Source organism: Chitinophaga varians (assembly GCF_014529945.1).
Taxonomy (GTDB): Bacteria; Bacteroidota; Bacteroidia; order Chitinophagales; family Chitinophagaceae; genus Chitinophaga; species Chitinophaga varians.
Map to the genome: position 1 here is coordinate 334,554 of NZ_JACVFB010000003.1, position 14,220 is coordinate 348,773.

Genomic DNA, 14,220 nt, shown 5'->3' on the forward strand with positions numbered 1-14,220 from the left:
TTAATAGATCATTTTAGTGATCGCTGTGATGGTGCCACCTTCCACTTTCATGCCCGGCGTAAACGTTCCTGATGCGATGTCTATCTTATAAATCCAGTTGCCCGACGGTGTATTCAGCCCGATGAAAGCGGTCTTACCATCATCAGACAGCGTATTGTTGTTATAAGGCGCAGAAGTGCTGATCACACTTTCCGGTGCACCTTTCACCCAATCAAAGGTCTGGCCCACCAGATCCACCACGGCCAGTTTCAGGTTACCGCTGAAGGCGCCGGGTTTGTCATACATCATCAGCAACATTTTATTGTTGGCCAGATATATCTGAGAAGAGATATTGTGGCCGCCTGACTTCTCCCGTACATTAAAGAAATAAGACTGATCAAATACTGTAGTGCCGTTCAGTACACGAACAATAGCAGAAGGTTTGGTAGAAGTATATGTAGAACCGTTCTTCGCAGACGCCGGTGAATAAGCATACACGTCCCCTTTTTCTGTTACCGCCAGTCCGTTGTTGAAATAGTTGCCGATAAAGCTGGTGCGGTTATCACGGATTACTTTCTCCAGATTCAGGTCCGGATAAGAGAATACCGCGATCCAGCTGCTGTCGGGGTAAGCGGTACCGAAAGCATCGCCGCAGCAGCCTTTGATGCTCATATATGGCGCAAACACTTTATTACCGACCTGCGTGGCCCAGGTGAAATGCGCACGTTCACCGTTGGCAGCCAGCTGTACAATGTTCACCTGCTTCTCACCATTCACGCGTGATTTCAGCGCATCGATCCGATAGAAAGACGCATTTTCGTTACCGGAGCGTGGTACTTTCATCAGCAGCAGCTCGTCCTGCACCCTGGCTAATACCTGTACCGTTTCTGCCTGAAAGAAGCGGGTCATCACCAGCTTGCCTTCCTGGGTAAGGCGGTAGGTGGTCACGTCACCGGGATTGCCTTGTCCATACAGCAGACTAAAGAAACGTCCTTTATGCGTGAGGTAGTAGCGGTAAGAACCATCCTGCTCTTTACCATTGCCGCTGGTGGAAATAGTACCACTGCTTATGTTATCTGCGGTCAGCAGATAATCGGCGATACCCGTGGTCCCTACAGGCGTGGCCGTTATAATATATTTGGTACGGCCCTGTGGCTCGTATTCCTTAAAATCTTCCGTACTTAAGGTATCCTCCTTATCACAGGCGGACATAAAAAACACAATGCCTGCCGCCAGAAACAAATATTTGCTGATTTTCTTCATGACTGTTTATTTAACCGCTATCCTTATTAGTTTTTATTGAAAAAGTATCTCACCTTGGCGTAGAATGCGCGTCCTGGCTTCTGTAAGGTGAAGTTGTCGTACAACCGGTTATCAGCCAGGTTCTTGCACTCCAGGGCAATGTTATATTTACCCCCGGCGAGGCTGTATACCAGGTTCACATCCTGACAAAACTGACGGGGGATCTCCAGCTTCTCATCACCCTGGCTGGGCCATGAGAGATAGTAAGCATGCACATACAGGAAATTATAACCCAGCGTCAGTGTATTGCCTTTCTTCAGCACATTATGGAAGAAAAGGGAGGCATCGGCGTTGCCGAAGAGGTAAGGCATATTGGGAATACGGTCACGGTACAACGGACTTTGTTCCTTCTGGCCATCTTCAAAACGGGTATTGTTGCGCAGGTTCTGATACGTCATGTTCACCCCGGCGGTAAAGAGCTGTTTGTAAGCGTAACGCACTTCGCCATCCACGCCCAGATTGGTCACATCGGCCAGATTACCGTTCGTTTGTTTGGTCTGGTTAGGGTTGAGCATGGGACGGATGAAGTCCTTCGCATCGCGGTACAGCAGGTTGCCATCGAAGCTCAGCCGGTGATCTGTCTGGATCTGCAGCTGGTAGCTGATGCCCAGGTTATAGTTGTTGCTGCTTTCCGGCTTCAGGTTCACGTTACCTTCCAGGTTGATCAGGTCGCCAAATAATTCTTCTGTTTCAGGAAGGCGGTAGCTTTTCTCATAAGAGCCTTTTACCTGCAAGGTAGGTTTGATAAAGTAGGTAGAGGCAATGCCGTAGCCTACTTTATTGAAGCTGCTTTCCTGTTTTCTGTATGCCACATCACCCCAGTTGCCGGAAGGATTATAGCTTTGGGAATAGCTGTTGCGCTGGGCATAGTTCTTTACAAAAACAGAGGTATTCCATTTTTCACTGTAGTCGAACTTGTAGCCAAGGCCGAGTATGTTCTTGCGTACTTTCTTAGGCTGATCGTATTTTTCATCATTGGGGAACAGTTCGTCCTTACCCGAACGGCTAAACGTGCTGAATACATCGTTCAGGATAAAGGAGTGGCGCGGGCTCAGCTGATAACTGAGGTTGGCAGTGGCCAGCCCATTGTTGTTACGGAATTTATACATAGAGCGTTCCCGCTCGCTGCCTTTCCCGTTGTACTGTTTGTATTGCTGAAACCAGTTGTACCGGCGGTACATGGTGTCAATATTCTGTTCATAACCAAGATTGTAGTTACCGGTAAGACTGAAGTTCAGGCCCTTTACGAACATGTCCTTCACCTGGTATTTGATGCTGGGCATAACGATGTCGCCTCTACGATGCCAGTCGCCGAACACGCTGACCATGCGGGCGCCTGTCTGTATCTCTGAGTAGTTTTTTCCCAGGGTGATGCCCACCAGAAGTTTGTCAGCCCATTTTTTGCCTGTCACGCCCACATTGGCGATCACGGTTTCATTATGATAGGTGTCATGGAACCGCTTAATATGCTGTTTAGGATAATAATCGCCGGTATTGATATCGGCTACGTTTACCCATACTTTGTAATTATTATCGGAGTAATTCTGAAAAGCGTTGAGCTGCACTGTGAAACCGGTTTTGGAGGTATAACCGGCATTCAGAGTAGCGCGGTGGGTATTAAAAGATCCAAAGGAATAGGATACATCTACGTAGGTATTACGATGGGTGTTGGTGACGATGTTAATAGCGCCGCCCAATGCGTCGGCCCCCAGCCAGATAGGCACTACGCCTTTATATACTTCCACTCTTTCCGCCAGGTTGATGGGAATATTATTGAGTTGGAAAGAAGAGCCGAAGTTATCCATGGGTACCCCATCGAGGAAGAATTTCACCTGGCGGCCGGTGAAGCCGTTGAGGGAGAAATTCATCCGGGAGCCGAGGCCGCCGGTTTCCCGTACCCTTACGCCGGACACACGGTCCAGCGCGTGCGACAGGTCGAGCGTGGAGTTGTACAGTTTCTTCGCATCGATGGCGGTCACGTTGAATGCCTGCCGGTTTACTTCCTGGCTGGCAGAGCGACCAATCACCGATATGGCATTGATTTCACTAATGGAATTTTCCAGATTGATATGTAATTGTAACTGCTCACCGTCTTTCACCGTCAGTTCTTTTTTCCGGCTTTTGAAGCCTACGGCAGATATCAACAGGGTATGTTTGCCCGGGCGGATATTTTTAATATGATAATAACCTTCAGCATCGGAAACAGCATAGGCAGTGCCATGCTGCACTTTGATGGACACGCCCGGGACAGGCGCACCGGACGCATCTTTCAACTGTCCGCTGATACTGCTCTGCGCATACAGGAATAGGGATAAAATACTTAAAATGCCTGTCAGTAGAATCTTTTTGATGTGCATTGTTTATATATTGTTAGTTCGTTTCCGTTGGGTATAGGCAATACGATGCCGGGCGGGCATTCCCGCCATGTTTAACAATACAATACCGGGCAGGAATCCCCACCATTTTTAACGATACATGATTGTCTGGTCAGTGTCCGGAGCTACATATCCGGAAAGAATGTACAAGGTGTTATAGGTAATCGACCGGGTGCAAAAGTATCTCACGAAAAATGAAATCATTTTCGATATCAGGAAAAATTATCGTCCGTTTTTTTTCCGCATTGCGTATAACAGAAGAGGTACCCGGAAAAAAATGTCCGTATCTGAACATTTTTGCCCGTATTGTTCAGCATTCTGATTCATTTGACATTTGTGTCATCATTCTAAAAACATACATCGATGACAACAGCCGCAAAGAAAAACGTTAGCGTAATAGGATTAGGCGATATGGGTGCAGCACTCGTTCGTTCATTTCTTCAGCAGGGACATGCCGTAACCGTGTGGAACCGCAGTGCCGCCAGGGCCGTACCTTTACAGCAGCTGGGAGCCGTTGTAGCCGGTAATGTGACGGAAGCCATCGCCGCAGGCGAGGTCGTTATTTTCTGCGTGACCGACTACACGGTGAGCCGTTCACTGCTGGAAACAGCAGGGGCAACAGCCGCGTTAAAAGGAAAATTATTTGTACAGCTCTCTTCCGGCACGCCGCAGGAGGCCCGTGAATTTGACGCCTGGGCCGGCAAAGAAGGCATCACCTACATCGACGGCGCCATTATGGCGGTACCTGATCAGATTGGCCGCCCGGATACCGTATTTTTCATGTCCGGTAACCATGACGCCTATACGCAAAGTGAAGCTACCATAAAATCCGTTGCCGGTGGGCTCCAGTATATGGGAACAGATCCGGGCGCTGCCTCCACCTGGGACATGGGATTCCTCTCTGTTCTCTTCAGCGCCATGGGCGGGTTCTTCCACGGCATTAAACTTTTCGAGTCGGAAGGACTGACAGCCACCGCATTGGGAAACATGATATTCCAGCTGGCGCCGGCGCTGGGCGAAATGCTCAAACAACAGGCCGATATTATCGGAACAGGTAACTACAGCGCCAACCACAGCTCGCTGAACCTCTGCAGCGGCTCCATGGACATGTTCATCCAACATGCTAAAGACGCCAACATCTCCGCCGAAGTACCCACCTTTATCAAAGGTATCTTCAAGCGCGCCCAGGATGCAGGCTATGGCAACGAACACGTGGCAGCAGCCTACAAAACCTACTAAGCCCCGAAACATCGTCTTCCACACGTTTCCCAAAGCGACAAAATATTGTTAATATTGTAAGTATGCAAAACAATACCAGTCGCTTTAGTAACCGTGTGGAAGATTATGTAAAATACAGGCCGCACTATCCGATAGAAATGATCTCCTACCTGGAACAACAGTCTGTACTGCAACCCGGCATGCTACTGGCCGATATAGGCTCCGGCACCGGTATTTCCGCTGAACTGTTCCTGCAAAAAGGATACACCGTGCTGGGAGTGGAACCCAACAAAGAGATGAGGGAGAAAAGTGAAGCACTGCTGAAAGATTACCCCGCTTTCAATGCGGTAGACGGTACCGCAGAACACACCACGCTCGAAAAACACTGCATCGATGTGATCATTGCAGGGCAGGCATTTCACTGGTTTAATCCCGAAACTACCCGCGCGGAATTTCAGCGCATATTAAAATCAACGGGATATGTGGTGCTGGTCTGGAATGAAAGGATGACCGGTTCTCCTTTTGAAAAGGCCTATGAGCAGCTGATAGAACGCCACGGCAATGAATACAAGGAACTCAATCACCGAAATATTGATATCGCTGTCATAGAACAATTCTACCATCCGTCGTCGGTAACACTCACCGAGTTTGCCAATAAGCAGGTATTTGACTACAACGGGCTGGAAGGCCGTCTGCTGTCTTCTTCGTATATGCCATCCCGGGAGGATGACCGTTACCCTGCGCTGGCAGCTGATCTAAAACAGCTGTTCGACCAGTTTCAGGAAGATGGTCATATTACCATCCATTATACGACGCGGATGTACTGGGGACTACTCATTTAGCTATTTTGATATTTGGTTATTTTGATATTGAAGGAGTTAATGCATCTTTTCAATATCAAAATAACCAAATATCAAAATAACTAAATATCAAAGCCGTACTTACGGTAAATAGCCTTCGCTTTGTCACTCACCAGAAAATCCATAAAATCGGCCGCCGCCTGCTGGTGTGGCGCGTTTTTCAGCTGTCCCGCCATATACGTGGCCGTTATATTATGTTTATCCGGAATAGTGACCAACGACACCGGGTGACCGATCATCTCCTGATACCAGGCTTCAGAATACCATACCGGCGCAGCGTCGCTCTGGCGGTATAGTATCCGCATGGGTGACTGCCGGTGGTGGATCTGCGTCAGGAAAGTGGTGCTGTCTTTTACTTTCCTGTCCATGATCTGCTGCTTCAGCTGTTCACCGCCTGCTTTCACATAGGCTTCTTCTATTCTTTTGCCGATGCCTTCCCAGGCGGGATTGGGCATGGCCACGCGTACACCGGGCTTCGCCAGGTCGCTCAGGCTGTTCACTTTCGCCGGGTTACCTTTAGGCACCATCAGCGCCAGTTTATTATAGGCATATACTTCCGTGCGGCTGAAATGATGAGCCATGGCGTTGATACGCGTTTTACCGGCGGTGTACACATCGGGCTTCAGCGTAATGCGCATATTGCCCAGCGTCAGCGAGCCGCCTTCTATCTGTTGCGCCAGGATGCCCGGTGGCAGCGTCTCCGCAAACACACGCTGGTAAGCAGGATATTGTTGCTTAAAAGCCGCCAGCAGCTCATCGATGCACATAAACTGGTTACCGGCAAAGAACACCACCAGCTGCGGATCGTTGATATCACCATACAGATCGGGCACATTGTCCACGCCCGGCACGGTAAACATCACCTTGCTTTCCGGCGGCGTATTCCAGGGCGGATCAAAACGGTGGTCCTGCGCATAGGCGCTATGGGTCAGTCCTGCCAGCAGCAGGACAGGGAAAAACAATCGTTTCATCGGCGTTACGGTTTAACTACAGACCAGCCTTCGGCCTGACGGATGATCAATTCTCCATTACCGCTGGGCACCAGCGCGATGAAGTCGTAGAGTTGTTCTTTCGGAATCTTTCTTTCCTCCAGCGTGTTCTGGCACTGTGCCACAATCACGCCGCGGCCTACCAGCGCCCGCAGCGCCTCTTCATATTCACTGCCTTTGAGATAAGCGTCTGTACCGGCGGAGAAAGCCACCAGCTCTATTTCCAACTTACCTTTAAGGCGGGGATCATTCAGTGCATTATTGATATTGCGGATCGCCTTCTGAATTACTTTAGGATCATTCTTGTCCAGCTGATAGATGGCATGGTATTGTTTCTGTTTGGCTACTGCGCCGGTATACTCGCGGTTTTTACGCAGCTGCGCATCGGTCGTTTGTGCGTAACCGGTATACATCATCATCATCAGTGGAACTACAAGGAATTTCTTCATATCTGGGTTTTTATTTTGTGCGTTGTTGTGCTTCCTTTATCGGTTGGTACGGACCAAATTTATGTTGCTCCTCCGAAAAAGTGTCTGTGTATGGTTTGAAAGGAAAATCCACCGGCTTCTTCGCGACTATTTTCCAATCGTTGTCCTGATTGAGATGCGGCCGGGGCCGGCTGTTGACAAACGCCGCCACATCCCATGCCTCTTCTTCTGAGAGCTGCGGCTGATGATAGTTGGTCCCCAGCGGCATGTTGTTATACACGAAGCCGGCAAAATTACTTAAACGGTAAAGTCCGGCGCCATCGTTATAACTATGTGGCCCCCATAACGGCGGGTAACTATACCCAGGCCCCACCGGACTGGGTTGCCCCTCTCCTTCTTTACCATGGCAGCTGCTGCATTTCTCTTTGTATACCAGCATACCGGCAGAAGGATTGGCGCCCCGGTCGAGATACGGCAGTTTCATGATGCTCGTGCCGGGCGGTTTGGTGCCTTTCGGCACATTTTCACCCAACCATTGAATATAGGCATAGATAGCCTGCATCTCCCGGCTGTTGGTATCCGGCGCGTGACCGTTGAGGCTTCGCTCGAAGCAGTCCTTCACACGGTCGTAGATAGTCTGCACACCATTGTTACGGGCGCGGAACAAAGGATACGTGGCATATACCTTGCCGAAGTTGTTGCCATAAGGGACCGTACCGGCCTGCAGATGGCAGTTCTGGCAGTTCATGCCGTTGGAGATCTGAGCAACGGCGCCCTGCGGTCCCAGGTATTGCGCGGTGTTGGCGATCAGATCATGGCCATACTGTATCAGGCGGCCACGCTCCGTGGAATTGGGTATCTGGCTGCTCGCGGCGCCATTCCAAACATTTTCCGGCTGGTGGGTCTTAAGCCAGGCGGCGAAAGCCTCGTCATCTTTTTTCTTTTGACGGTAGGCGCTGATGCATTCTTTTGCTACTACGAGGCCGGTAGTGGCAAAAAGCAAAACGGGAATCCAGTCTTTTTTCATTGTACTATAGTTTCCGAACACAATTCAATAGCTCAAAGATAATAGCAGCCTCAGAGTTGTTATCATCACAATTAATTATCATCCATAACCGAAAGTTATAAAACCGATAACACATTTCAAAACCGCAAGAAACGGGTTTCTGATGGATGGTAGTCATCCTACTTTTGCAGAGAGATAATTACAACATATGAACAACATCATCCGCCGGCTGGAAACACAGGACTGGTCCGGCATCACCGAAACGCTGCACGACAAAGGATACTGTGTGGCAGATAACGTATTGACTACAGAAGAATGCAACCAGCTGATCAGGAATTATACCGATGCGGACCTTTACCGCAAAACGATCGTCATGGAGCGCTATCGCTTTGGCAGCGGGGAATACAAGTACTTTAAATACCCGCTGTCCTCCCTGATCACCGCTATGCGGCAAACGGTATACACACATATTGCGCCGGTGGCCAATAAATGGATGGAAGTACTGCAAACAGGGAAAACTTTCCCTGACACCCATGAGGAGCTGTTGCAACAGTGCAGGGCCGCGGGGCAGGACAAGCCCACGGTATTAATCCTGAAATATGGCGCCGGTGGCTTTAATACGTTGCACCAGGACCTCTACGGCGATATCTATTTCCCGTTACAAATCGTGCTGTTCCTGAACGAACCGGGAAAAGACTATACCGGCGGCGAGTTTGTGCTCACCGAACAAATCCCCCGGGCGCAATCCAAGGCCAATGTTCTACAACCCCGGCAAGGCAGCATGCTTATTTTCACCACCAACTTCAGGCCTGTCAAAGGCAGCAAGGGATACTACCGGGTGAATATGAAACATGGCGTCAGTCCGGTCTATAACGGTAACAGGCATACGCTGGGCATCATTTTCCACGACGCGTTAAGTTAACAGCTTATGTTTTATCATGCAGCAATGGGAGAAAGCGCCATGGCGCGCAACCGGCAGATATGCCGGCTCCGGCGGGAAGGACTGCTGACACTGGGCGGCAACCACCGGTTGAAGATATATGGATGGCTCTCCTGCCGTTCCGGCAAGAGGATGCTGGCCACCAACAGGGTATTTTTTTCGGGAGAAGCCGAAGCAGAGGCCCACGGATACCGGCCCTGCGGGCATTGTATGCCGGAAGCTTACCGCCGCTGGAAAACACAGCAGGGTTAACTGGTTTTCCGGTAGTTCCAGATGGCCCAGCTATTGAGCACCACAGCAAATGCTACGAGATAACAGAATTCTTTCTGCACATCCGCAAATGTGCTGCCCTTGAGCACCACCATCCGCACCACCTTCACAAAGTGTGTCACCGGCGTCAGCGCAGCGATATCCTGCGCCCAGCCGGGCATACTGTCCACCGCGGTAAACAGCCCGCTCATCAGCATAAAAATCATCACAAAAAAGAAAGCCACAAACATGGCCTGCAACTGACTGTCGGTATAGGTAGATACCAGCAGGCCAAATCCCAGCAGCGCCACGAGGTATACCGCGGCAAACAGGTACAGCAACGCGAAACTACCTACCGGCCATATGCCATACACCACCCGCGCTACGGTGAGCGCCAGCGTAAAGACCACCATACCTACCACCCAGAAAGGGATTAGTTTGCCCAGGATAAACTGCCACTTCTTAATCGGCGTGACATTGATCTGCTCAATAGTGCCCATCTCTTTTTCGCGGACAATATTCAAGGCAGACAAAAATCCTGCGATCAATGTCAGCAGCAGCACCATCACCGCAGGCACCACGTAGAAGCGGTATTCGGCCAGCGGATTATACCAGTTGGAATAGGTAATACCGATATTTACGCCCTTGCCGGGAACATATTTTCCGTGTTCATTTAATCGGATATGCTGGTTGAAGTCAGCGATGACGGCCAACAGATAGCTCCCACCCAGCGCGGCTTTGGTACCATTGATCGCATCCACGGACACGCCTATATGCTGTTCGTTTTCCCGCACCAGGTTACGCTCAAATCCCGGCGGGATCTCCAGCACCACATCGGCCTGCTCCCTTTCAATGTATCCCAGCGCCTCACGGAAAGAAGGCGCTGCCGCGATGATCCGGAAATACCCCGAAGCGCCTATTTTGTTGATCAGCTGCTGCGACCAGGTACTGTGGTCGTTATCCACTACGGCCACGTTGACGTTCTTCACATCAAAATTCATGGCCAGCGGAAGGATGATCAGCTGCACCGTTGGCATCACCAGCATCATGGCCAGGATGGTCTTGTCACGGAAAATCTGCCGGAACTCCTTTTTCAGAATGAAACGCAGCACCCTCATGACAAACGGATTTTGAAGTTCTTTAATGCGATAGAAAGCGCCACCACGGTCATGCCCAGCAATACCGCCGTTTCCTTCCAGATATAAGAGAACCCAAGTCCCTTCAGCATCACCGCCTTAATGACCAGAAAGTACCACCGTGCAGGCACCACATAAGAAATCATCTGAAATATCCAGGGCATGTTCTCCAGCGGAAACATAAACCCGGTAAATATCAGTGTCGGTATCATCATGCCCATCATCGACAGCAACAGGGCCGTTTGTTGAGAATTGGTGGTATTGGAGATCATCAACCCGATAGACAAACAAGCGATGATAAACAACGTACTCACCAGAAAGAGTAACAGGATGCTTCCTTTTACTTCCACATGCAATACAAAAACAGCCAGCACCAGTATCAGCGTGAAGTTGGCCAGCGACAGCACCAGATATGGCACCGCTTTCGCCAGCAACACCAGCAGTGGTTTAAAAGGCGACACCAGCAATATTTCCATGGTGCCCAGTTCTTTCTCGCGTACCACCGCTACTGAGGTGAGCGCCGTACATACCAGCATCAGTACCAACGCCATCACGCCGGGAATAAAATTCAGGGAACCGTTTCCTTCTTCGTTGTACAGCATCCGTTGCTCAGGGATGATGCGATAAGGCAACTGCGCACCGGGACTGATCTCCTGCTGATAGGCCGTGAGGATAGCTGTGAGGTAGTTGATCACCGTTTTGGCCATATTAGGATCGGAGCCGTCTGTCAGGATCTGCACCTGTGCCTGGCCGGCATCTTGCAGGTCGTTGCCAAAGCCGGCAGGAAAAATCAACGCGCACCTGGCAGTACCTTTTTTAAAGGCGGTACTGACAGCGTCATAGTTGATCGCCGATTCATCGACAATAAAATAGGAAGATGATTTTATCTTGTTGATGATCTGGGTGGAATTCACGTCCCGCGCCTGGTCGATAACGGTCAGGGTTATATTTTTTACCTCGCTGGTAAGGGCAAAACCGAACAGCACGATCTGCACGACCGGCAGGCCAAACATGATCAGCAGCGTCCGTTTGTCCCGGAACACGTGAAAAAATTCTTTTCTGATGAATACCAACAACTGTTTCATATCATCATTTTAATCGGCCGACCTTTTAGCACCGCGGGCCAGTTGATAAAATACTTCGTCCATGGAAGCCGCCTGGTACCTGGCTTTCAGGTTACCCGGCGTATCCAGCGCTTCTACTTTCCCGTCTACCATCACCGTAATACGATTACAATACTCCGCTTCATCCATATAGTGGGTGGTTACAAATACCGTGATGCCGGTGGCAGCAGCTTCGTAGATCATGTCCCAGAACTGCCGCCGGGTGATAGGGTCTACGCCTCCGGTAGGCTCGTCCAGAAAAACGATCTGCGGGTCATGAAAGATGGCCACCGAAAAAGCCAGCTTCTGCTTCCAGCCTAACGGCAACGAGCCCACGAGTTTCTTCGCCTCCTGTGTCAGTCCCAGCTTGCTCACCAGCCGGTCGCTACGTTTGCGTATCTCCGGCCGCGACAAACCATATACGCCACCAAAAAATTCAATATTCTCCGTAACGGTAAGGTTTTCATACAGGGAGAACTTCTGGCTCATATAACCAATATTCTTTTTGATGGACTCCTGTTGTTTGTAAACATCAAAACCAGCCACGGTGGCTTTCCCGGACGAAGGGTATGATAGTCCGCACAGGATACGCATAGCGGTGGTTTTACCAGCGCCGTTGGCGCCGAGGAAACCGAATATCTCCCCTTTCCTCACGTCAAAGGATATATGGTTCACGGCCACAAAATCGCCGAATTGTTTCGTCAGCTCCTCGCATACGATCACTTTGTCATCATTCATGGCTGTACATTTTGTTTTTCATTCATGAGCCGGATAAAGCTGTCTTCTATCGATGGACTGATTTTTTTTACGTCTACCTGTTCATGTCCTTGTGCAGCAAGCTTCTGCTGCCACTGCGGTAAATCCTGGTCTGTATCATGCCGGAAAGTCACGTGCACGTATTCCCCGAAAGCATAACAGCTGTCGATGGCGGTATCTTCCCGCAGCGATGTGAGCAGGCGGTAGATATTGGCGGCCTTTACCGCGTAGAGCTGCACCGGGAACGTGGCGATCACGCTGGCAGGTGTGTCCACCGACATGATTTTGCCGCCCTGTATCAGTGCAATGCGCTCACACAGTACCGCTTCATCCATGTAAGGTGTAGACACCACGATGGTGATGCCCTGTTGCTTCAGGGTACGCAACATTTCCCAGAACTCTTTGCGGGACACGGCATCTACGCCTGTGGTAGGCTCGTCGAGAAACAACACTTCCGGCTTATGCACCAGCGCGCAACACAGGGCCAGCTTCTGTTTCATGCCACCGGATAATTTACCGGCACGGCGGTCGCTGAATGGCTTGATCTGTTCGTAGATATCCCGGATAAGGTCGTAGTTGGCGTCGATGGTAGTGCCAAAGAGCGTAGCGAAGAAATGCAGGTTTTCGGCTACGGTCAGGTCCTGATACAGGGAAAACCGGCCCGGCATATACCCTACGCTGCGACGAATGGCTTTGTAGTCTTTCACACAATCCCTTCCATTGACAGATGCAGTGCCTTTGTCCGGCAACAGCAACGTGGTCAGGATGCGGAAGATGGAAGTCTTGCCGGCGCCATCCGGGCCAATCAGTCCAAACAACTCTCCGGCAGCCACTTCCAGCGACACGTCGTCCACTGCCAGCACCTTGCCGGCTTCATACGTTTTAGTAATATGGTCCAGTACGACTGCGTTCATATTATGGCTGTTGATGGATCAGCATTTCCCCGTACATGCCTATTTTCAGATAGCCGTCATTTTTCACCCGCACCTTGATCGCATAAACGAGATTGGCTCTTTCATTTTTCGTCTGGATGGTCTTGGGGGTGAACTCCGATTTATCCGAAATCCAGGTGATCATTCCCGGATACGACTTGTATTCTTTTTTCCCCTGATCAATACGCACCTGCACTTCCTGTCCCAGCTTGATTTTCGGCAGCGTTACGCCCGTCACGTAGGCTTTCAGGAACAGTGTATCGATGTTGGCGATTTTATACAGCGGCTTCCCTACGGCGGCCATTTCTCCTTTCAGCGCATACCGGGAGAGCACCACACCGGCCACAGGATTGATGATCTGGCCTCTGCGCACCTGCTCGGAAAACTGCGCCATCGATTTTTCCAGAGGCGCCTGTTCACTCAGGATGGAGCGGTTTTGTGTGGCGATATTTGAATTATAGAGGTGGCGCTGCTGCCGTGTAACGTTCAGTTGTTTCTCCAGCTGGTCCACCTGCGCGTTCATATCGTCCAGTTGCTTCTGGGTGGCAGCGTCGCTTTTAACGAGGTTCTCCGTTCTTTTTCTTTCATGATACAGCTGCTGCAGCTGTGCTTCCTGCACGATCAGCTGCCGTTCCACCAGCTGGGCCTGTGGCTGCGGGTTGTTGGTTTTCTCGCGGAGCGCTTGTATGGAGGCCTGCACCTGTTGTTGTTGCAGCGCAGGAATCGTCACATCGATCTGGCCTGTGACCTGTCCCGCGTTGAGTTTGTCGCCCTCCTGGACGGGAAACGACAGTATTTCCCCGTTCTGTTGAGCAGATACGATCACTTCATCGGCCTCGAAGTTGCCGGAGGCGTCATAGGCCGGTTTACCGTCCCCGCAGGCACTTGTCATCATCACGGCGGTTGCTATCCAAATGAGATGGTATTTCATGTTACTGGAAATTTAA

Annotated in this window: 14 protein-coding genes; 4 read left to right on the forward strand and 10 right to left on the reverse strand. The window is 50.4% G+C overall.

Annotated features, from left to right (window positions below):
• Complete coding sequence (locus tag ICL55_RS15715) at positions 1–1,242, reverse strand: DUF4374 domain-containing protein (protein ID WP_223151470.1); 1,242 nt, start codon at positions 1,240–1,242, stop codon at positions 1–3.
• 26 nt (positions 1,243–1,268) lie between these two features.
• A complete protein-coding gene (locus ICL55_RS15720) occupies positions 1,269–3,638 on the reverse strand; it encodes a TonB-dependent receptor (protein ID WP_188098890.1) in 2,370 nt (789 codons plus the stop codon).
• A gap of 381 nt (positions 3,639–4,019) precedes the next feature.
• On the opposite strand from ICL55_RS15720, the gene ICL55_RS15725 reads away from it, so the two are divergent.
• Together ICL55_RS15725 and ICL55_RS15730 are read left to right on the forward strand one after the other, a co-directional pair.
• The gene (locus tag ICL55_RS15725; protein ID WP_188098892.1) at positions 4,020–4,895 is read left to right on the forward strand and encodes an NAD(P)-dependent oxidoreductase; all 876 of its coding nucleotides are present in this window, start codon (positions 4,020–4,022) and stop codon (positions 4,893–4,895) included.
• 62 nt (positions 4,896–4,957) lie between these two features.
• Positions 4,958–5,716 carry a class I SAM-dependent methyltransferase gene (locus ICL55_RS15730; RefSeq protein WP_188098894.1) on the forward strand — a complete coding sequence of 253 codons (759 nt, stop codon included), beginning with the start codon at positions 4,958–4,960 and terminating at the stop codon, positions 5,714–5,716.
• 80 nt (positions 5,717–5,796) lie between these two features.
• Here ICL55_RS15730 and ICL55_RS15735 read toward each other — a convergent pair whose 3' ends face one another.
• The 3 genes from ICL55_RS15735 to ICL55_RS15745 are packed head-to-tail and all read right to left on the reverse strand — an operon-like array spanning position 5,797 to position 8,178.
• Positions 5,797–6,705, reverse strand: coding sequence for a molybdate ABC transporter substrate-binding protein (locus ICL55_RS15735; RefSeq protein WP_188098896.1), 909 nt, complete (start codon positions 6,703–6,705; stop codon positions 5,797–5,799).
• Between the two features lie 5 nt (positions 6,706–6,710).
• Positions 6,711–7,172 carry a DsrE family protein gene (locus ICL55_RS15740; RefSeq protein WP_188098898.1) on the reverse strand — a complete coding sequence of 154 codons (462 nt, stop codon included), beginning with the start codon at positions 7,170–7,172 and terminating at the stop codon, positions 6,711–6,713.
• A 10-nt stretch (positions 7,173–7,182) separates the two neighbouring features.
• Positions 7,183–8,178, reverse strand: coding sequence for a c-type cytochrome (locus tag ICL55_RS15745; protein WP_188098900.1), 996 nt, complete (start codon positions 8,176–8,178; stop codon positions 7,183–7,185).
• Positions 8,179–8,365: 187 nt separating this feature from the next.
• On the opposite strand from ICL55_RS15745, the gene ICL55_RS15750 reads away from it, so the two are divergent.
• Both ICL55_RS15750 and ICL55_RS15755 read left to right on the forward strand, forming a co-directional pair.
• Positions 8,366–9,079: a 2OG-Fe(II) oxygenase gene (locus tag ICL55_RS15750; RefSeq protein WP_188098902.1), complete on the forward strand. Its 714-nt coding sequence runs from the start codon at positions 8,366–8,368 to the stop codon at positions 9,077–9,079.
• 6 nt (positions 9,080–9,085) lie between these two features.
• On the forward strand, positions 9,086–9,349 hold the full coding sequence (locus tag ICL55_RS15755) for an Ada metal-binding domain-containing protein (protein ID WP_188098904.1): 264 nt from the start codon (positions 9,086–9,088) through the stop codon (positions 9,347–9,349).
• Here ICL55_RS15755 and ICL55_RS15760 read toward each other — a convergent pair.
• The 5 genes from ICL55_RS15760 to ICL55_RS15780 are packed head-to-tail and all read right to left on the reverse strand — an operon-like array spanning position 9,346 to position 14,204.
• The gene (locus tag ICL55_RS15760) at positions 9,346–10,464 is read right to left on the reverse strand and encodes an ABC transporter permease (protein ID WP_188098906.1); all 1,119 of its coding nucleotides are present in this window, start codon (positions 10,462–10,464) and stop codon (positions 9,346–9,348) included. The genes ICL55_RS15755 and ICL55_RS15760 overlap by 4 nt on opposite strands.
• Positions 10,461–11,567, reverse strand: a complete 1,107-nt coding sequence (locus ICL55_RS15765; RefSeq protein ID WP_188098908.1) for an ABC transporter permease — start codon at positions 11,565–11,567, stop codon at positions 10,461–10,463. The genes ICL55_RS15760 and ICL55_RS15765 overlap by 4 nt, the downstream gene beginning before the upstream one ends.
• 9 nt (positions 11,568–11,576) lie before the next feature.
• On the reverse strand, positions 11,577–12,323 hold the full coding sequence (locus ICL55_RS15770; protein WP_188098910.1) for an ABC transporter ATP-binding protein: 747 nt from the start codon (positions 12,321–12,323) through the stop codon (positions 11,577–11,579).
• Positions 12,320–13,255: an ABC transporter ATP-binding protein gene (locus tag ICL55_RS15775; RefSeq protein WP_188098912.1), complete on the reverse strand. Its 936-nt coding sequence runs from the start codon at positions 13,253–13,255 to the stop codon at positions 12,320–12,322. Before ICL55_RS15775 ends, ICL55_RS15770 begins: the two co-directional genes overlap by 4 nt.
• Position 13,256: 1 nt before the next feature.
• The gene (locus tag ICL55_RS15780; RefSeq protein WP_188098914.1) at positions 13,257–14,204 is read right to left on the reverse strand and encodes an HlyD family secretion protein; all 948 of its coding nucleotides are present in this window, start codon (positions 14,202–14,204) and stop codon (positions 13,257–13,259) included.
• Between the last annotated feature and the right edge of the window lie 16 nt (positions 14,205–14,220).

What these genes read in the sequence shown, in the direction of transcription:
- ICL55_RS15770 (WP_188098910.1), bottom strand. Translation starts at nt 12,323, where the DNA reads ATGAATGATGACAAAGTGATCGTATGCGAGGAGCTGACGAAACAATTC.
- ICL55_RS15720 (WP_188098890.1), bottom strand. Translation starts at nt 3,638, where the DNA reads ATGCACATCAAAAAGATTCTACTGACAGGCATTTTAAGTATTTTATCC.
- ICL55_RS15730 (WP_188098894.1), top strand. Translation starts at nt 4,958, where the DNA reads ATGCAAAACAATACCAGTCGCTTTAGTAACCGTGTGGAAGATTATGTA.
- ICL55_RS15750 (WP_188098902.1), top strand. Translation starts at nt 8,366, where the DNA reads ATGAACAACATCATCCGCCGGCTGGAAACACAGGACTGGTCCGGCATC.
- ICL55_RS15765 (WP_188098908.1), bottom strand. Translation starts at nt 11,567, where the DNA reads ATGAAACAGTTGTTGGTATTCATCAGAAAAGAATTTTTTCACGTGTTC.
- ICL55_RS15780 (WP_188098914.1), bottom strand. Translation starts at nt 14,204, where the DNA reads ATGAAATACCATCTCATTTGGATAGCAACCGCCGTGATGATGACAAGT.
- ICL55_RS15725 (WP_188098892.1), top strand. Translation starts at nt 4,020, where the DNA reads ATGACAACAGCCGCAAAGAAAAACGTTAGCGTAATAGGATTAGGCGAT.
- ICL55_RS15735 (WP_188098896.1), bottom strand. Translation starts at nt 6,705, where the DNA reads ATGAAACGATTGTTTTTCCCTGTCCTGCTGCTGGCAGGACTGACCCAT.
- ICL55_RS15775 (WP_188098912.1), bottom strand. Translation starts at nt 13,255, where the DNA reads ATGAACGCAGTCGTACTGGACCATATTACTAAAACGTATGAAGCCGGC.
- ICL55_RS15745 (WP_188098900.1), bottom strand. Translation starts at nt 8,178, where the DNA reads ATGAAAAAAGACTGGATTCCCGTTTTGCTTTTTGCCACTACCGGCCTC.
- ICL55_RS15740 (WP_188098898.1), bottom strand. Translation starts at nt 7,172, where the DNA reads ATGAAGAAATTCCTTGTAGTTCCACTGATGATGATGATGTATACCGGT.
- ICL55_RS15755 (WP_188098904.1), top strand. Translation starts at nt 9,086, where the DNA reads ATGTTTTATCATGCAGCAATGGGAGAAAGCGCCATGGCGCGCAACCGG.
- ICL55_RS15715 (WP_223151470.1), bottom strand. Translation starts at nt 1,242, where the DNA reads ATGAAGAAAATCAGCAAATATTTGTTTCTGGCGGCAGGCATTGTGTTT.
- ICL55_RS15760 (WP_188098906.1), bottom strand. Translation starts at nt 10,464, where the DNA reads ATGAGGGTGCTGCGTTTCATTCTGAAAAAGGAGTTCCGGCAGATTTTC.